14 protein-coding genes are annotated in these 19,694 nt (G+C 40.6%); 5 read left to right on the top strand and 9 right to left on the bottom strand.

From position 1 onward, the window contains the following. Positions 1-49 precede the first annotated feature (49 nt). Positions 50-1,903 carry a membrane protein insertase YidC gene (yidC, locus tag BFP75_RS19890; RefSeq protein WP_099547073.1) on the top strand — a complete coding sequence of 618 codons (1,854 nt, stop codon included), beginning with the start codon at positions 50-52 and terminating at the stop codon, positions 1,901-1,903. A gap of 303 nt (positions 1,904-2,206) precedes the next feature. Here the strand turns inward: yidC and BFP75_RS19885 are convergent, their stop codons facing one another. Continuing rightward, the gene (locus BFP75_RS19885) at positions 2,207-4,075 is read right to left on the bottom strand and encodes a fasciclin domain-containing protein (RefSeq protein WP_099547072.1); all 1,869 of its coding nucleotides are present in this window, start codon (positions 4,073-4,075) and stop codon (positions 2,207-2,209) included. Between the two features lie 344 nt (positions 4,076-4,419). On the opposite strand from BFP75_RS19885, the gene mnmA reads away from it, so the two are divergent. Further along, positions 4,420-5,610 carry a tRNA 2-thiouridine(34) synthase MnmA gene (gene mnmA / locus BFP75_RS19880; RefSeq protein ID WP_099547071.1) on the top strand — a complete coding sequence of 397 codons (1,191 nt, stop codon included), beginning with the start codon at positions 4,420-4,422 and terminating at the stop codon, positions 5,608-5,610. A 45-nt stretch (positions 5,611-5,655) separates the two neighbouring features. Next, positions 5,656-6,600 carry an NAD(P)H-dependent flavin oxidoreductase gene (locus tag BFP75_RS19875; RefSeq protein ID WP_099547070.1) on the top strand — a complete coding sequence of 315 codons (945 nt, stop codon included), beginning with the start codon at positions 5,656-5,658 and terminating at the stop codon, positions 6,598-6,600. Positions 6,601-6,625: 25 nt separating this feature from the next. Here BFP75_RS19875 and BFP75_RS19870 read toward each other — a convergent pair whose 3' ends face one another. Both BFP75_RS19870 and BFP75_RS19865 read right to left on the bottom strand, forming a co-directional pair. Next, positions 6,626-7,147, bottom strand: coding sequence for a DUF5004 domain-containing protein (locus BFP75_RS19870; protein ID WP_099547069.1), 522 nt, complete (start codon positions 7,145-7,147; stop codon positions 6,626-6,628). A gap of 81 nt (positions 7,148-7,228) precedes the next feature. Then, positions 7,229-10,633 carry a HEAT repeat domain-containing protein gene (locus BFP75_RS19865; RefSeq protein WP_099547068.1) on the bottom strand — a complete coding sequence of 1,135 codons (3,405 nt, stop codon included), beginning with the start codon at positions 10,631-10,633 and terminating at the stop codon, positions 7,229-7,231. 226 nt (positions 10,634-10,859) lie between these two features. On the opposite strand from BFP75_RS19865, the gene BFP75_RS19860 reads away from it, so the two are divergent. After that, entirely contained in the window at positions 10,860-11,789 is a 930-nt protein-coding gene (locus BFP75_RS19860) for a DUF1080 domain-containing protein (protein ID WP_099547067.1), read from the top strand. Between the two features lie 138 nt (positions 11,790-11,927). Here BFP75_RS19860 and BFP75_RS19855 read toward each other — a convergent pair whose 3' ends face one another. From BFP75_RS19855 to BFP75_RS19830, 6 genes are all read right to left on the bottom strand, one after another. Continuing rightward, positions 11,928-12,155, bottom strand: a complete 228-nt coding sequence (locus BFP75_RS19855; protein WP_099547066.1) for a putative signal transducing protein — start codon at positions 12,153-12,155, stop codon at positions 11,928-11,930. Positions 12,156-12,219: 64 nt separating this feature from the next. After that, a complete protein-coding gene (locus tag BFP75_RS19850) occupies positions 12,220-14,415 on the bottom strand; it encodes a transferrin receptor-like dimerization domain-containing protein (protein WP_099547065.1) in 2,196 nt (731 codons plus the stop codon). A 51-nt stretch (positions 14,416-14,466) separates the two neighbouring features. Next, positions 14,467-15,141, bottom strand: coding sequence for an SCO family protein (locus BFP75_RS19845; protein WP_099547064.1), 675 nt, complete (start codon positions 15,139-15,141; stop codon positions 14,467-14,469). 29 nt (positions 15,142-15,170) lie between these two features. Further along, entirely contained in the window at positions 15,171-16,901 is a 1,731-nt protein-coding gene (locus tag BFP75_RS19840; protein WP_099547063.1) for a tetratricopeptide repeat protein, read from the bottom strand. 164 nt (positions 16,902-17,065) lie between these two features. Beyond that, entirely contained in the window at positions 17,066-18,163 is a 1,098-nt protein-coding gene (locus BFP75_RS19835; RefSeq protein WP_099547062.1) for a Gfo/Idh/MocA family protein, read from the bottom strand. Between the two features lie 119 nt (positions 18,164-18,282). Beyond that, positions 18,283-18,996: a pirin family protein gene (locus BFP75_RS19830; protein WP_099547061.1), complete on the bottom strand. Its 714-nt coding sequence runs from the start codon at positions 18,994-18,996 to the stop codon at positions 18,283-18,285. A 229-nt stretch (positions 18,997-19,225) separates the two neighbouring features. Between BFP75_RS19830 and BFP75_RS19825 the strand changes: the two genes are divergently transcribed. Further along, a complete protein-coding gene (locus tag BFP75_RS19825) occupies positions 19,226-19,693 on the top strand; it encodes a hypothetical protein (protein WP_123803515.1) in 468 nt (155 codons plus the stop codon). Position 19,694 lies beyond the last annotated feature (1 nt).

Genomic DNA, 19,694 nt, shown 5'->3' with positions numbered 1-19,694 from the left:
TATATTTGCTCCTTGATAACCAAAAAATTACTGCACATATTATATTTAAATGGAAGAGAAGAAACTAGATGTAAAGTCTATCATTGGTTTTGTACTGATTTTCGGGATCTTGATTTTCATGTTCTATCAAAACAAACCTACTCCAGAAGAACTTGAGGCGCAGAAAGCCAAACAGGAGCAGATAGATGCTGCGACCGAGGAGATAACATCCCCTGAAAACCAAATCGTAGACGATACGCCTACTGTAGATTTGAACGATTCCACAGCGATTGCCGGATACAAAAGTCAAATTGGGGCCTTTGGATTTACCACACCAAAAGGGGGTACTACCGTCTTGGAGAACGAGGTCCTATATTTGGAAATCAGTAATAAAGGTGGTCATGTGGTGGAGGCCAGAATGAAAAACTTCGTCACCTATGATTCTGTTCCCGTTTATTTGGTCAAGGATAGCAATTCTGCCTATGCCATTGATTTTTCTACTACGGATAATAGGGTCTTAAATACTAAGGACTTATTCTTTGAACCTTCGTTGACCAAATCGGGAGAAAACCAGGTTCTCTCCATGAAAGCCAAAACTGCCAATAACCAATTTTTGGAATATAGGTATGAGATGAAGCCAAATGAATATTTGGTAGATTTTTCTGTACGTACCCAAGGTTTGGATAGAATCCTGAACAGTAGCAAACCTGTTACATTTGATTGGAGGATGAAGGGTATCAGACATTCCAAAAGTATTGAATATGAAAACAGGTATACCCGTTTGACCTATAACCACGAAGATGGTAAGTTAAGCAAACTTTCTGCCGGCGGCGATGATGAGGAAACAGAAGAGGACATTAAATGGATTTCTTACAGACAACATTTCTTTAGCTCTATTCTGGGAACGGACGAACCTTTTAAAACTGGGGAGTTGAAATCCCAAGATTTGGTGAAGGAAGAAAGCAGGACCTTTGGTTTTACCAAGAATTATACGTCAATACTACCTTTGGAAATTAAGGGAGGGGAAATCTCCAAAAATATGTACCTCTACTATGGCCCAACGGATTTAGAAGTACTCTCCAATTACAAAGATTTGAAGTTGGCGGATTCCATTCCTTTTGGTTGGGGAATTTTTGGATGGATAAATAGATATTTCTTTACTCCGTTCTACTCATGGTTGAGCACCTATTTTCCATATGGTATTGCTATTATCATCATGACCATTCTAGTGCGGTTGGCCATGTCACCTGTGACCTATAAATCCTATTTGTCCCAGGCAAAGATGAAGGTATTAAAACCGGAAATCAATGAATTGAACGAGAAGTACAAGGACAATGCCATGAAAAAGCAGCAGGAAACCATGAAATTATATGGTAAGGCCGGGGTTAGTCCCATGAGCGGCTGTGTCCCGGCATTTTTGCAAATGCCCATTTTCTACGCCCTGTTCATGTTTTTCCCAACATCCTTTGCATTACGGCAAAAATCCTTTTTATGGGCGGATGATTTATCCTCATTTGATACCATTTACCAATTCCCAGAGGGTTTCTCCATTCCTTTTTATGGTGATCATGTGAGCCTTTTCCCTATTTTGGCATCTATTGCTATATTCTTTTATATGATGATGACCACAGGTCAGAACATGCCCACCCAACCCGGAATGCCCAATATGAAGTTCATCATGTATTTAATGCCTTTTATGATGTTGTTCTTCTTTAACAACTATGCCAGTGGTCTTAGTTTATATTATTTCGTTTCTAACTTGATTACCATTGGAATCATGTTGGTCATTAAGAACTTTATATTGGATAATGATAAAATCCATGCCCAGATTCAGGAAAACAAAAAGAAACCTAAGAAAGAAAATAAGTTTCAACGTAAAATGCGGGAAATGATGGAGCAGGCAGAAGCCCAAAAAAAGAAATAGATTTCCTTTAAATTGTATAAAATGAAAAGCCTCTACTAAAATAGTAGAGGCTTTTGCCATTGATTAAGGTTTGGTTTGGTAAGATTTGGGGATGTAAATATGGCGTATTAGTTTCCTAAAAAAAAAAAAGGGTTGTCAAGTAGGGTTATTTGTATGCTAATGAATAATAAGCTGATGTTAAAAATGAAAGGATTCGTTTAATTAGGTTCCCATTGGATATTTAGATCGTAATGCCGTCATATTTAGAAACCCAATAAATTAAAAAAAGCCGCTTCATGCGGCTTTTTAAACTTTGATATATTTTTAATTACTGGTGTCCGGTATCAACACTTTATTGATGGCATGAATAACACCATTATTGGCTTGTACGTCCACGGCAATAATTCCAATATCGGTATTACCTGACCCATCCGTTATCGTCACGTTGTTTTCAGAATCAATACTAAAGGAAAGCGTGTCCCCTTCCAAAGTAGCGGGAGAAACCAAACTATCGCTCAAATCACCGGAAACAATATTTGCTCTAGCAATGACATGATGGTTTAGTACAGCGGTTAAAACATCTCCACTAGGTACTTCGGAAAGTGCGGCAAAAGCATCGTTCACTGGCGCAAAGACCGTGAAAGGGGCCGGTGCCTCAGCAGAGGTACTTAATACGGATACAAAATCAGGTTGGCCTTCGCTGGTAAGTGCGCCAACCAACGAGCTAAAGTTAGGGTCGGCCGTTGCGAATGTAACTACGGTAGGTAAATCTATGACGGCATCCACGGCATGTATTATTCCGTTCGTCGCTACAATATCGGCCGCAGTAACTGTACTTGTACCGTTTATCTGTACACCATCATCTACATTAATGTACAGACTTAAGTTATCACCATCCATATTGGTAGCTAAACTATTCACATACATATTGGTCAAACTTCCAGAAGCTGCCGCGGTCCCTGAAATTACATGATTGGATAATATCGCATTTAAATCATTTCCATCTGGATTGATAAAGCTGGCAAATGCCGTGTTTAGAGGTGCAAAAACAGTATAATCTGTTTCAGAATCGGAAAGTAAGTTGGTAAAAGTTGTATTTCCATCTGTGGTAAGAGCTCCTACTAATGAAGATAGGTTTGGATTTGCTACTGCGTGGTCGACTATATTAGGTAGGCCAATAACCGAATTTACAATATGTACCACACCATTAATTGCCTTGTTATCCGCAGAGGTTACTTCTGAAATCCCATTAATTTCAACACCACCTTCGGTATTTATGAAAAGGCTAAGGTTACTATCATTAGGGCCGGCTGTTGATAGTGAAGAAACATAACCCGTGGTAAGGTCTGTAGATAAATTGGTGCCACTTACTACATGGTTTAATAACACTTGTGTAAGAACTTCAACAGGTACGTCGTCAAGACTGGCAAAATTGTTTGCGGTCAAGAAAGCTTCAAAGGCGTCATTGGTAGGAGCGAAAACGGTGTAAGGACCTGCATCGGCCAATACGGCGGGTAAATCACCATTAGCGGCTACTAGCGCGTCCACTAAAATGCTTAGGTTTGGTACCGAGATTGCCAAATCCGTAATGGAGCTTAATAAAACGTCACTTAACGCGTCCAAAGCAGCTTGGGGTATTAGAACCTTATCAATAATATGCACAACACCATTCTCAGTTTGTATATCAGCAGTAGTAACTGTTGCCATTTCTCCCGCCGCGTCTGTAAAAGAAACACCTCCAACTAAACTTACGCTTAAGTTTTCGCCTTGGACGGTGGTGATTGTTTGGCCTTCCTGAAGCTGATCGGAAGTAACCGCCGCTCCTGAAACCAAATGATACGTTAGTATAGTGGCCAATAAATCTTGTAATTGTTCGCTAGTAAAATCATCAAGGGAATCAAATCCGTCCAATCGATTCAACAAATCCGTAAAAGCTTCATTTGATGGTGCCAGTACCGTAAAATCAATGTCCTCATTGCTTAAGGTGGTAATCAAGTCATTATTGGCACTTTCGTCTGCTTTGGATAAGGCAGAAACCAATGAGCTTAAGGAACTTGTTGCTTGTGCAGTTTCGACAATGTTGTCATTTTCAATTATAATTGGACCTGGTTGATCGTCGTCACTACATGAAAGGAAAAATGCCACCATCAAGAGCAAAATGGAGGGCTTCATAAATCTTTTAAAAGTTTTCATATCAATTTGTTTAAGTATTTTTATGCAAAATTAAACAATATAATGTTGTTGAAATTAAAGATTTGTTAAAATTGACTTGGTTATTAACATGGTTTAGGTTGTTTTTTTGGTTTGAACGCACATAATTTGGGGTGTTTTTGGCTTCTTCTTTTCTGTCTTATCAATAATATTTTTTATTAAACTTTAACATAAACCTTTGATTTAAAATGCGCTTATGGTATCGGTTTCAAAATTTTAGAGCTTTCTGACTAACATGTAAAGACATTTTAATATACTTCCCTGAATTATTATAATAGTAATCCGGTATTCTAATTTTGTACTTTTGTTACGTCAAATAGGTCATCATGAAAAAAGTAGTAGTTGGACTTTCCGGGGGAGTAGATTCCAGCGTGGCTGCCTACCTTTTAAAGGAACAGGGTTATGAAGTCATTGGCCTTTTTATGAAAAATTGGCACGATGATTCCGTAACTATCTCTGAAGAATGTCCATGGTTGGAGGATAGCAATGATGCACTTATTGTTGCTGAAAAACTGGGTATTCCTTTTCAAACTGTGGACCTGAGTGCCCAGTACAAGGAAAGGATTGTGGACTATATGTTCCGTGAATATGAAATGGGACGCACTCCTAACCCGGATGTACTTTGTAATAGGGAAATCAAATTCGATGTTTTTCTCAAAATTGCCATGGAGTTAGGTGCGGATTATGTTGCAACGGGCCATTACTGCAGAAAAGGTACGCTTGTTAATTCCGATGGTACGGAAACCTATCAGCTTTTGGCCGGTAAGGATAAAAACAAGGACCAGTCCTATTTTTTGTGCCAACTTTCCCAAGAACAATTGTCAAGGACATTGTTTCCAATTGGGGAGTTGACCAAACCCGAAGTACGGCAAATTGCCGCTAAAATGGATTTGATTACGGCCGATAAAAAAGACTCGCAAGGCCTGTGTTTTATAGGAAAAGTTCGTCTTCCCGAATTTTTGCAGCAACAATTAAAACCCAAAAAAGGTAAAATTATAGAGGTTGCCTCAACAGAAAGTAAATATAATCAGGTTGTACCGCACTTTTATGATAAGGTTTCCGAACTTGAGTTTTTCGCAAAAAAGCCCAAGTACACCCTATCGGATGGTAAAGTGGTAGGGGAGCACCAGGGAGCCCATTATTTTACCAAAGGGCAGCGTAAAGGGCTACATGTAGGGGGGACCAAAGAGCCGTTGTTCGTTATTGAAACCGATGTTGACGAGAATGTGATTTATACAGGACAAGGAAAATCGCACCCTGGACTTTATAGGAGAACTTTGTTCGTTCAGGAGTCGGAAATACATTGGGTCAGACCAGATTTACGCTTAAAAACCGATGAAAGCTTATCCGTTAAGGCAAGGATCAGGTATCGCCAAGAACTTCAAAATGCCATTCTTTATAAAATTGAAAATGGATTGTATGTGGATTTTGAGGAAGAGCAATCGGCCATAACGGAAGGCCAGTTTGTGGCTTGGTATCAGGATGATGAGCTTCTAGGTTCCGGGGTTATTTCATAAAGGTTATTGGGATTATCAAAGTCAAAACATCCAAAATTTGAATCAATGCAGAATAGGATTACAGAATTATTCCGTGTGAAATACCCAATTATTCAGGCAGGAATGGTATGGGCCAGTGGATGGAAATTGGCATCGGCGGTTTCCAATGCCGGTGGATTGGGGCTAATTGGGGCAGGAAGTATGTATCCGGAAGTTTTAAGGGAGCACATTCGAAAATGTAAAAGGGCAACGGATAAGCCCTTTGGCGTCAATGTTCCTATGTTATATCCGGAGATTGACGGGATTTTCAAGATAATTGTAGAAGAAGGGGTTAAAATTGTTTTTACTTCCGCCGGTAACCCAAAAATATGGACACCCTATCTAAAGGATAATGGAATAACGGTGGTGCATGTTGTAAGTAGTTTAAAATTTGCATTAAAGGCCCAAGAGGCCGGAGTCAATGCCATTGTTGCAGAAGGTTTTGAAGCGGGCGGTCACAACGGAAGAGACGAGACTACAACCTTCGTACTTATCCCCATGGTAAAGGAGAAAATCCATATACCGATTATTGCTGCCGGCGGAATTGCAACCGGCGCGGGGATGATCGCGGCCATGGTTCTTGGTGCCGATGGCGTTCAAATAGGAAGTAGGTTCGTAGCGAGTGAAGAAGCTTCCAGTCATTCAAGTTTTAAGGAAGAGGTGGTAAAGGCCAAGGAAGGGGACACTCTGTTGACCTTGAAGGAATTAACTCCTGTGCGACTTTTAAAGAATAAATTTTACTTGGAAGTGCAATCGGCCTATGCAGAGGGGGCTTCCCACGAAGAACTTAAAAAGCTGCTAGGTAGGGGTAGGGCCAAAAAGGGAATGTTTGAGGGCGACCTACAAGAAGGTGAGCTTGAAATAGGGCAGGTATCGTCGATTATCCATGAAATAAAACCGGCTAAGGAAATCATGGAGGAAATCATCCATCAATACAATGAACGTCTTAACCTTCTTTGCAAAGGTAAATAGAAATCCTCCCTAAAACGAACTTCATTTAATTTTCTTCCTTGGAAAAAGTGAACGTTATCCTTGCGCTGGTCAACAAACCGTTTACTTCCTGAACGTCCAGTGATAGGGTATATGAAAATTGTGAATCATCCTCGTTAAAGGAGACATCATAAACATTGGAGCCACAGGACACAACCAACAAAAGATCATTTTGACTCAATTGCCAAGTCCCGGATGTTGTACTCTTTGTGCAGCCATCCGTTTGACTACCAGTGTTATAAGTATATGTCCTATTTTCGTTGAAAGTGTAAAATGCATCCTTGGAACAATCGCTGGATTGATTGTAAATATCCGTGCTTGGATTGTCTTCGGAATCATTGCTAATATCAACCTCTGTGTCCGCCGTTATTCCGCTTATTTTCCATGTACCCACCAGTGTCACCTCAGTTTCCAACAAATCTCCTGTTAAAGGCGTTGGACATGCTACGGGGTCCTCGTTTAGATTACAATTAACAAATAACATGTACAGCAGGACAAATCCCAATTTTTTAAAAACATCTAAGTTCATAAGGCTTCTTTTAAGAAAAGATACGCTTATAGAAAAAGGTTGCCTTAAATGTATGGCTTTTTAAATGAAGCATTTTTTTCTTTAAGCTCCCTTACCTTGTTGTTTTAAACTACCCAGATACTCCATTAAATCCCTTAGTTCCCTTCTCGTAATCATTCTGCCCATAGGAGGCATGGCCGATACCGAATTTTCCCTCTTTTTTATTCTGCCTTTTGGAACGCGCATGGGTTCCGCTTCCGAAGTACGTAAAAGAAGTTCTTTACTATTTTCTTCAAGAGGTACACCGGTAACCTTTTGCCCGTCCGTGAGTGTAAGATTCACGGTGCCATAACCTGGTGCCAATCTCGCACTAGGTTCGATTAGTGACTCTAGGATTTGCTCACGTGTCAATATATTCGCGATATTATCAAGTGGGGGACCTACCTCTCCTCCAGAACCGTTCACTGCATGGCAACGGACGCATTGAGCCGTTGGGTTGCTATTAAAAACATCCCTACCGTTCCATCTATTGCCGCCGTAAAGGGTTTCAAGGTATGAATCGGCGGTGTACCCCGCCTCTTTAAGCTTGTCCATTTTTGCAATTAAAACGGAATCCTCAGTAGCTTCCACGGATTCCATCAAATCTAAGATAATATCTTGCCCAAGGGTATTTTTGCTTGCCTTTTCAATGAGGCTATTTAAGATGGTATTCGTTTTGTCCTTTGGGAGATCACCAAGCACATTTAACATGCTTTGTTGTTCTCCCGTTGATCCATTTTGAAAAATGGGATCGACCAAGGATGGAAGCTTTTCCTTGGGCAGGTTCAGTTGTGTCAATAAACCCACTGCCACGGTTCTCACTTCCTCGTTGGCATCCTTCATGCCCAGAGTCATGGCTACCTCCATTCTCCCATAGTTTAGATTTCCCAATGCGGCTAAAACGGCCGCCCTAACTTTGGGATTTTTGCTATTTCTAAAAATAGTGAAGAGTTTGTCATTGTAACTGTCGATGCCCACAGCACTAACGGCCTTTGCCACCCCAATGAGGATTTCGGGATTTTTTTGCTCCAGAAAAATGGGGATTTCTTTCTCCAATCTATATTTTAATTGACTGCTGTCCCTAATGATTTCCCCTCTATACCTTCCATCAACGCGGTCCAGAACGGAAGGTTTGTTCCAGGTACTTAAGGCCGATAGTGCTTCACCCCTTAAAACATTGGATACGGTCTCTCTTTTTGCAAAATCGATAAGATTCTGCAAAGCTTCATCATTTCCTACCCTCAAAGCCGCGTTAATGGCCCTTCTTAGCAAAGGTTCTGAATTGAACTTTTCATTTCTTAATAAAGAGGCGAGCGCTGGCAGGGCTGCTTCTATGGACCAATCATCGTTAATGGCTCGGGCGGCTTCCGTGACAATATATGTATCCGTATCTGAAAGGAATACGCTTACTTCAGGACTTTGCAGTCTTCTTAAAACCAGTACGGCGGCTATTCGCAAGCTTTTATCTTCATGGCCTGCCAGGGCCACCATTGGGGCTACTTTTCCAATTCTGGAAAGGGCAAGTACTCCGGCATGCCTTAAATAAAGGTCTATGTCATTGTTCGCGGCCAACATTTCAATAAGTGGTCCTATAGCCGGTTCATAGGCCAAACGTCCCAAGGCCTGCGCGGCAAAAAATTTTATCCTGTCGTTCTCATGTTTCAATAATGTTACCAATGTTTCAGAGGCATCTGGATATCGAATGTCTCCCAACACCTTGGCAACCTGGACAATGATTTCTGGATCTTCGTCAGAAAGTAAAGGGACAAGAGGATCCGCTTTTCCTGGATTGTCAGAGGCTATTTGTCCTATGGCCCAAATAGCATGGATTCTGGCAAACTGGTTTTCTTCCTTTACGATGGCTTTTTCCAAGGCCCTATATCCCCAAAAAGATCTATTGGCAAGTTCAAATTGGGCTTTTAAGCGTATACGCATATCCCCATAACTCAATAATTTGATGAGGTTTTCCGTGTCATCATCCCTGTAATTATGGGTCATTAGCCTCTGAGTCTCCAAGCGTTGTTCTTTCAAATCGTTTTCGGTTTCCGTAACGTCCATTTTCCATACACGCCCAAAATCCTTGGATCCCCATCCATTGATCCAATCGGCCAAGTATAATGCCCCATCCGGTCCAAAAGCGATTCCCGTGGGTAGCACACCGGTCAAAATGGACTCATCCGAGCCCAACTCAAATGAGGCGCCCTTCGGTTTTAAATCAAAGGACCAAATGTGGGACCTGCTTGGATCGCCAACAAACTCCACTAAGAAAAATTTGTCCAACCACTTTGTTCCAAGTGCCGTTCCCGGATTGTAGAGCATTCCTGTTGGGCCATTATGAAAATTCTGGATTGGGGGAATGATATACGCTGCTTGACCCTCCCATCTTGGTACGTACAACTTTTCGTCCATCCACACATTATAGCCATTATTGTTCGGGTCCGTATACTTTCCATATTGCCAATTGGCACGCCATCCGGCATCGGAGCCTTCTACAATATGTACCAATCGCTCGCTCTCACCCTTGTGGTCCCCATCATTATCCGAGGAAATAATATTTCCGTAGGCATCAAAAACAAATTCATGGGTATTGCGCAATCCCCTTGCGAACACTTCAAAATCACTTCCGTCTGGATTGCTTCTTACAATGACGCCTTGATTTGGATATTTATGGTTGACTCCATCTACGGTGGTAATGTTGGCGCCAATGTCACCAATGCCCCAATATATTTTACCATCGGGACCTTGTGTGGCACCAGACATACCATGTCCGCCAAAACCAATATGTACTGCAAAACCAGTGGCAATACTGGTTTTTTCATCAAGGATTTTATCCCCGTTGGTGTCCTTTAACCGGAACATGTCTGGACCTACCCCTACAAATACATCCTCGTCCCGAACTAAAAGAGCCCCGGCAACATCATTGATTTCATCATTGAAGTCATTGAGTATTTGGGTGGATTTATCGGCGATACCGTCTCCATCCGAATCTTCCAACATCCAAACTTCGTCCTTTTGTACGGCCAAATCCTGCCAATCGTGGATGGAATCGTTGTTTAAATCTGGAAACCACTGGTTTTCCTTGCTTTTTTCCGGAGCGAAGGTCTCTCTAAGAAAGGCTCTTCTATCCTCAACTGATTGCAGACCTATGGAGGCTGTCATCCAATCTCGATGTCCGCGGATATCAAATTCGGAATTTTTGTTCCTATTGGACCTGGTTATGTATATTCTCCCCTCGTTATCAACATCCATGGCTATAGGATCAGGTGCTAAGGAATCGGTGGCCCATAGGCTTAACTTTAGTCCATCGGCTACTATAGCGGAGACCCCAGCCCGAGCGGATTCTACTTTATCTGCTATGGCCGTACTGTCCTCATAAATCACCACAGGTATCTCAACGGGATTTTTGTCTTTACAAGAAATAATTAATAATAAGAAAAGTAAAAGCAGGGATTTAATTACGAATCGCATAATCTTATTTAGGAATTTAGAAGTTTTAAAAATACTAATTATCAAACTCAATCAGACAAGAATTTATACCGATTTAAAAATTAAATCCTATTAAAATTTGAAATTATTAATAATGAACATTCATTTTTGCCTAAATACATGAATTTTCCACAAAGAGCGTGAATGGTTTAAGTAGAACATCGACTATATTTGAAATTACATTTAGAATGAATTAATAAATAGATTTATGAAAATAAGAGTATTTTATTCCCTGATTCTTGTTGTTGGGTTTTTAACAGTGAGAGGTCAAGAAGGCCATCTTTTAGAAGGGCGGTGGAATTTGACAATTTCACAAGAAGGTAAAGATTTACCAAGTTGGTTGGAGATTATGCATTCCGGTAACAACACCTTGATAGGTAGGTTTACCTATGCATTTGGTAGTGCGAGACCTGTCGCTGAGGTCAAAAAGTTTGATGAAGTTTTTCAGTTTGAAATACCACCTCAATGGGAACCGGGTGCGTCAGATATGGAATTTCAATTTAAAATGGTGGGCGATGGTTTGGAAGGAACTATGGTCTATACCAATGGAAAAACATATTCTTGGACAGGGAAGAAAGCACCTGATTTACCCTACTATGAAGATTATAAATTAGGAAAGAAAATCGACCTCTTCAATGGAAAAAACTTGGAAGGCTGGGAGATTAAGGAAGGCAACCAATGGAAAGTTGTGGATGGTATCTTGACCAGCGACAAATCCGGTGTGAATTTAGTTTCAGATGAAAAATTCAAGGATTTTAAAATTCATGTTGAATTCAGGTATCCAAAAGGAAGTAATAGTGGTTTATATTTAAGGGGAAGGTATGAGGTCCAGATTGCAGACAACGTGGGACTGCCTCCTGCATCCATTTATTTTGGAGGAGTTTATGGACTTCTCGCACCCAATGAAAACGTTGCCATGAGAGCAGGTGAATGGCAAACTTTTGACATCACATTGATTGGAAGAAGAGTAACCATAGTAGCCAATGGCAAAACGGTTATTGACGGACAAAATATCCTGGGTATGACGGGTGGTGCTTTGGATAACCATGAAGCAGAACCTGGTCCCATCTTAATTCAAGGAGACCATGGTCCCGTTGAATTTCGGGCTATCGAAATAACACCAATCAGCCAGAAATAAAAAAGAGGCTGTCTAAAAAGTCACAATTCCATTCACATGTCACATCGAGCGCAGTCGAGATGCGTTAAAAACCAGTAAGTTATAATTCTCGACTCCGCTCGAATTGACAGTAGAAATGACTTTTTAGACAGCCTCTTTTTATTCGTCCCAATCCAATTGGGATATGATCCTTAAAGCTTGTGCTTCTTCGTCCTTATGGACATATATTTCCGATATATGTGGCAAAGGAGTCCCAAAACCGGCCAATCTTGCCGATTCACTTTCGCTTTTAACAATCGGGCTAATATCGTTATCTTTCAATAGTTGTTCTACCCGATCGCTTTCCGTAACGTTGCCTCCAAAAACTTTTATATAATCCGATTTCATGATAATTAAGTATTAAATTCTAGAAAGGAAAGCCCCATTTGACTTTGAAACCTCCCTTTGAAACCTATTTCAAACTACTGATAATTTCCTTAAGGTGACCATCAAAGTTATCTAATGTTTCGCTAAGCGCTTTTATCTGTTCCTTGGCCTCGGACCAATTCTTTTGTTCAATTGCTTCCCGTACACCTGGAAGGGTCTTCACCCCGTACCCCGTGTAAAATCCCGGTGCATAAATTTGATGTTTAAACCAGGGTCTTCTTGGCAATCCGTCATCCGAAGTAAGCTTGTGTTCGGCATCCATCAACAGCGTATTTAGCTTTTCTTTATGAGTTTTGGAAAGATTACTTAAATCGAGCCCATGATACATTTCAATGGTCGACTTGAGTTTGCTAAGTACGTTTTGTAAGGGTGAAAAATCCAAGTAGGGAACAGGCTCCTTACGTTCCGGAGTTTTAATTTTTTCCCTTGGGTCCGATGCAAGTTCGAAGGCATTTCGGTCTATTAACTTATTATGCTTTTCTACGGATGTGCGCATTTTTGAGGTTTCTTCCATGATTTCATCCAAATAACCCGATACCGTATCGTACCATTGTGAAAAGTCGAGCGGAATGATATCCGCATTGGCCAATCTTAGGGTAATCCTTCCGGCAGTATTGGCCAGTGCGACCCCATAAGCAAATTCAGGATCTTTAAATCTTTTGTAGTGTGGATAGGTATCGTAAATGGTATGGTATTCGCCTCCTTCGTTTTCCCCACCAAAACCTAAATTCAACGAAGCGATACCGGCATGTTGGATAAAAGGCGTATAATCCGAACCCGAACCAAGTGCGTAAAGCCCAAAGAAATCATCACCTCCATTTACCATATCCCTGGCAATCCTGCGTTCCTTTACAGAAACTTTGGTTTGTGGATCTTTTACCGCTCCTGCAACTTCACTAACCATAGCTTGCAAGGAATGCGATCCACCAACCCCTAAAAAACCTCGACCGTTCCCATCGGTATTTATATAAGCTACCACTTTTTCCTGAAGTTCCTTCTTATGATCTTCTACCCATTCCGTGGAACCTATGAGTCCGGGTTCTTCGGCATCCCAAGCACAATAGACCAATGACCTTTTTGGTTTTTGACCTTTCTTTGCTAACTCTCCCACGGCACGGGCTTCTTCCATAAGTGCTACCATACCGCTTACAGGGTCATTTGCGCCATGTACCCAGGCATCATGATGATTTCCCCGCACCACCCATTGATCAGGGAACTCCGTTCCTTTCATGGTGGCGATAACATTGTGGGCTGGAACAAGTTTCCAATCGAATTTCAGTTTCAAATGTACCTTCGCAGCTCCTGGGCCAATATGGTAGGTGATAGGTAAACCTCCCCGCCAAGATTCCGGGGCCACAGGACCGTCCAAAGCTGCCAATAAGGGTTGTGCATCTTCATAGGAAATGGGTAAAACGGGAATTTTAGTGATGGTAGGGGCCTCTTCTTTCGTAAGCCTTTTGGCATCTTTAGTAGCACCATAACCGGGAGTTAAAACGTCACCGGGATAGGTGGGCATATCCATCACGGAGCCCCGCTGAACCCCAGTCTTGTTTTTAAAGGCACCCTTTGGATAGACATCCCCACGCCCATAACCATCATCTTGTGGGTCGGAATAAATAATACATCCTATTGCACCGTTTTCAGCCGCCAATTTTGGTTTTATACCCCTCCAGCTACCCTGATATTTGGCAATTACAATTTTACCTTTCACACTGATTCCCATTTTTTCTAATTCTTCATAATCTTTTGGAATACCATAGTTCACAAATACAAGTTCACCTTCAACGTCACCATCGGTTGAAAACGCATTGTAACTTGGTAACAGGGCATCACCTTGGGCAGTAAACGGGTCGCCCTCTACTGGTACAGCCGTAAGTTTTGCTTTATACTGGGTTGGACCGGTCAACTCCAACACTCTCTCAATGGGATAAGGAAAAAGAATCTGGTAGGTTTCAATTTTTGCATCATAGCCCCAAGATTTAAACTGATATCGCATCCATTTCGCATTTTCCTCGCCAAATTTTGTCCCTACCCAGTGGGGTTCTGCGGCCATTTTTTGCATCCATTTATCCAAATTGCTGGCATCTAACTTGCTTTCAAAAGCAGTTTCTAGTTTGGTCTGCTCAATTGCACTTTCCGGCGTAAACCCAATTATAGAGTTTTGGGCGTTTAAGGAGATAAAGATTACAATAAAAAATAGGGTAAAAAAGTTCCGTAACATAGTATCAGTTTAGGTAAGGAAGTTAACGAGTTTTTGTTTTGAAAGCATGATTTACATCTGGTTTGTATCGGATAAAAGCGTTTCAATATCTTTTACTAGTCGTTCCATTTCCAAATCTTTAGTGCCGTCATAAATTCCCCTAATTTGCTTCTTTGTATCTACCAAAATAAAATTGGGAGTGTGTATGAAATCTTGCAAAAGACCATCGCTAAAATCGTTTACTGCGAAATAGCTCTTTCTTGCCAACTCATAAATATGTTCTTTATCACCAGTCGTAATATTCCATTTGGAGTCTTTTGCATTATACTTTTGCGAATAAGATAGGAGCAATGGGACACTGTCCATTTCTGGCGTAACGGATAGTGATAAAAGCATTACTTCTTCCGTGTCCATGAACCGTTCCTGTAGCTTTTCCATGTTGTTGGCCATGACAGGACATATACTTGGGCATCGGGTAAAAAAGAAATCGGTTACATAGATTTTATCCTTGTAATCGTTTTGTGAAATGGTTTTTCCGTTTTGATTAATCAGATGAAAATCGGATACCTTATGGTTCTCCGTAACTCCTCTCAATCTTAAATCGACCAGTTCCGGATTCAAATCGGCCGGATTGTAAATGGGTATTTCTTTCGAATATATGAAGTTGTAATAGGCTACCGACAGTATGATCACCACCAAAACTGTAAACACTCCAAATTTTAAATTTCTATTATTGGGCGATGTCATTGTTTAAAAGGATAAATTAAGTTTCTCTTTTAAAGAATAGAGGTATCTATTGCGATATCTGCATGCTCCCAAGCTTTGTCAAATTCCTGCTTTATGATTTGCGCTTCCTTTTCTTTACCTTGGGCTTTTAAACTTTTATGAAGCCCCATTAGAGACCACCCATTTTGCCTTAACAATTTCAAGTCCTCTGTGTAGATTTTTTCTGCTTCTTCATATTTTTCTGATTTTAACAATACTGCCCCCAAATTTTGCCTTGTAGGGATATACCACGCTGCTGGTTCTGTGTAAATTAAACCATCTTCGAGTTCCACCGCTTTTTTCAGGTGTTCTATTGCTTTTGGTATATTGCCATTAAGACTGGCAAGTTCACCAGCAACGACTTCATATGCAACTTTGCCAATAGATGTGCTACTATCAAAGCCAGCAGCGATTAAATTTTCAAGTTCCGGGTCGTTAATCATGTTTTGAATAGCATCCAATTCTTCTTGAGCTTCCTTAGCATTGTTTTTCCTTACAAAGGCAATACCTCTGGCATAATGCCAAATTAATTTTAGATGCTTAATTTCCTCATTTGGACTTGGAGTGGTTAGAATCTCGTTCCATTTTCCAAATCTGGTATAAGCCAATAAAGGAACTGATGCAAAATTTTGAAGAAAAGGTAATGTTATCAATTCTCCTTGGGGAACTTTCTCGGCTGTTTTCTTAGCGGCATCTATAGCAAGTTCACTATCCCCTAATAAAGTAGCAGCAGACCATAAAAAATGAATATTATGAGGGTAGTACCCCAATGGATACATTCCTTGTGAATAACATTGAGAAATATAATCCTCATCTGCCAAAATAGCTTGTTGATTTACTTTTACGGCATCCAAATAGCGACCCACCCGAATATAGATGTGGGAGGGCATATGTACTATATGACCGGCAGCAGGCATTAATCCACCTAACTTTTCTGCACTAGCGACCGCCAGATCTGGCTGTGGTAATTCCACCATGTGAATATAGTAATGATGGGCACCGGGATGCTCTGGGTTAATTTTTATTGCTTTTTCCAGGGCAATTTTGGCCTCGGGAATACTGGGTGACGGATTTCCATCTTTATCCCAATAGTTCCAAGGAACGGTATTCATGACGGAGGCTGCATATAAAATTTGAACATCAGCGTCTTCAGGAAATTGCTTTGCTACTTTGGACATGGTATTCATATACGCCATATTAAGTTCGGAGACATCCTTGGTTAAATCCTCGCTATATCTATGTGTCAAAGCATTTATAAGCGCACGCTCTTTTTTAGTTGCTTTAGGAGCTAATGCAATAGCTTTAGCGATTGCCTCATTATATTTTTCTTTTCGGTCGTCAAGGGGAATAGGGTCATTGATATTTGGACCTAATGTATAGGCTTGTCCCCAATAGGTCATGGCCGAATTTGGGTCTAGACGTGACGCTTCCATAAAAGAACGATGCGCTTCGGCATGATTAAAAGCGTAGGTTAATTTTAAACCCTGATTAAAAAATGTTTGGGCAAGTTCCTCATTGGTGCTTATAGGGAAATTAAGATTCCCTAAATTTTCGAACAAAGGCGAAATCTGCTGCGTTGTATCTACATCCGTAAGTAAAAATTTGGCAACAGTGCATTTAATTGAATAGAAGGAAGCATTCTGTGTATTGTCCAAACTATTTTCCGTAGTGTTGGGAATCAAGAAGTAAATTAGAGTTATTAGTGTAACCGCAATAACGGCCAGTCCTTTTTTTGTTTTCATTATATGTATTTTTAGGTCGATTCTAAAACTAAACTAATGAGGGGACTTTTTGGTAAATACCGAAAAGGGGAATTTAATTCGGTTTGTTTAAAAGTAATGAAAAGAAGAGTATACGTTTTGTTTTCTATGTTAATAATTTATTTTGTAGTGTTGGTATGAGCTATTTACTTCAAAATAAAGGTTTTATTCGTTTTTGAACTTTCAAGCGCCGCTTGAAGGATCTCCATGGTTATCATATTATTTTCCAAAGAGTAGGGGTCAAAAGGTTCAAGCCTCAATTCGCCATTAATTACGGAAGCAAATACGGAAAAGGGATCATCAAAAGGATTTGCCCTATCGGAAAGGATAATCTTTTCTTCGCTAAAACCATCATACCCTTCCGAAATCCGAATGGACATATTTGTCTTATTTTCAGCATAAATCGCTCCTGTTTCTCCATAAAGTTCCATGTCCTTTCTGCCAATAGGCCAGTTCCATGAGGGTTCTAGAATAGCCATGGAAGAATCGTATTTTAATATAATGGTCGCATCATCATCTACTTCTGGATTATTTTGGGGTTGTAGCTGTTGTGTTACTGCCGTTACAGTTTTTGGTCTTTCTCCCTTTAATAACCATGTCATTAAATTTGCTCCATAACAACCAAAATCCATTATGGCACCACCGCCATTTAATTCCGGGTCTGTAAGCCATTCGAAAAATTCTGAACTCACACCAATTTTTTTTGGCCCTTTATGTCCGTCACGTATAATGGCTTTTCTAAGGCTGCCAATGGTACCCTTATTCAAAAGATTTTTTGCTTCTTCATTGGTAGGATACCAAGAAGTTTCATAATTCGTCAATAAATGTATATTGTTTTCCTTCGCCAGTTTTTCCATTTCCAAGGCGTGTTCTAGACTAACTGCCAATGGTTTTTCTACCATTACATGAATCCCTTTTGGAGCGCACCACTGTACCACAGACAAATGATCTTTGATGTTCCCAAAGGCCGCAACGGCATCCGGTTTGGTGGCTTGGAGCATTTCTTCCATACTACTAAATACTATGTCCATGGAAAAACCATATTGTTCGGAGAATCTTTTGGCCAATTCCGTATTTTCCTCATAGATGCCCACCATGTTGATATCCGATTGATGTTCCCTGCCCAAAATCCATCCAACATGGCCATGGGTCAGTCCTGCGATACCTAATTTTAAGGGTTCTTCCTGTGCCAATGAAGAAATGGAAAGTGTCAGTACAAAAAATATGGTTAAAATGGTTTTCATGGAGGTATGGCTTTTCCATAAAGATACCAAACTTAAATTGAGTTTAATTAACAGACCTGACAGGTTTATAAAACCTGTCAATACTAACTGAAATGGTGGTTTTTGAAATCCAATCTAAATTAAAATTCCATGGGGACTTCCATAATCAAGAACCTTACATTCGTGCTACTATTAATTGTAAAGGATTCCGCATCCCAAATACCCAAACCATCCCTTGGATTCAAAACGGTACCATTGATATCTACTTCACCGTCCAAAACAAAAACATAGGCACCATTTCCTTGTCTTTTTAAACTATAGGTTTCCGAGATTCCCTGTTCAAAATCACCCATATGAAACCATGCATTTTGATGTATCCAGACCCCTTGATCTTGCGGATTTGGGGAAAGTACTTGATACAATTTGTTTTTTACCCTTAAGTCCGTCAATGAAATCTGGTCGTATCTGGGTGCTTCGTTTTCTTTGTTTGGAATGATCCAAATCTGAAGGAATTTGACCAGCGAATTCATATTATTGTTGAATTCACTGTGTTCAACACCTGTTCCTGCGCTCATCACTTGAATATCACCTTCCTTGATGACCGTGGAGTTGCCCATATTGTCCATATGTTTTAAATCGCCTTCCAAGGGTATGGAGATGATTTCCATATTGCTGTGCGGGTGTTTGCCAAAACCTCGTCCCGCCGAAACGGTATCATCGTTCAGGACCCTTAATGCCCCAAAATTCATGCGCTTGGGGTCAAAATAATTGGCAAAGCTAAAACTGTGATACGAATTTAACCAGCCGTGATTCGCATGGCCTCTGCTTTCTGCTTTATGTAGTATCGTCTGCATATCTAATAGTTTTTCCCTTTAGTCGGAAAAGTATCTCTTTTTTTACAACTGTCTCCATGCACCATCTTTGCCTTTCAACTCCTTTTTTTGTATTCGGTCAAAAAAATGATTTTTTAGGTAGGGTGTGCTCAGTACGGATTGTTTTCTTGCTAAATATTCGTGTTTTCCATGAAATTAATAGTTGATTTTTTCGTTGAAGCACTTAAAATAGAATCAAAAATTGACCATTATGAAATTAAGGTTTTTTCTATTCTTTTTATGCATGAACCTTTGTGCTTTACAAGGCCAAGATTTTAACAATGCGGCAAAACATGTAGGTGCCGGAGTGGTCATTGGCGGTGTGGGAGGCTACGCGGCAAGTAAGATCTTTCCTGGCCAAAGGGGCTGGACCTGGGCAGGTGCGGTTGGGTCGAGTTTGGCCGCCGGATTGGCAAAGGAAACGTATGACAAAACCTATTCCGGGCTGTGGCAGACAGATGATGTTCTGTATACCACACTTGGAGGGGTTATCTCTGGCTTGGCTTTGGAACTCTTGTTAAAAAATACGTATCGCAGAAATGGTCGCTCCGGAAAGGGATGTGGTTGTTTGGTCGCCGATGGTACCAATTATACAACCCCCATTTTTATACCTATCGTAAAGGATAAAAGCTCAGGAAACATCCAATCTGAAATTCAAGTCTCTTACTTTTTGGAATAAG

Source organism: Maribacter sp. 4G9, assembly GCF_002742265.1.
Classification (GTDB): Bacteria; Bacteroidota; Bacteroidia; order Flavobacteriales; family Flavobacteriaceae; genus Maribacter.
This window is presented reverse-complemented; position numbering and strand designations above follow the sequence as displayed.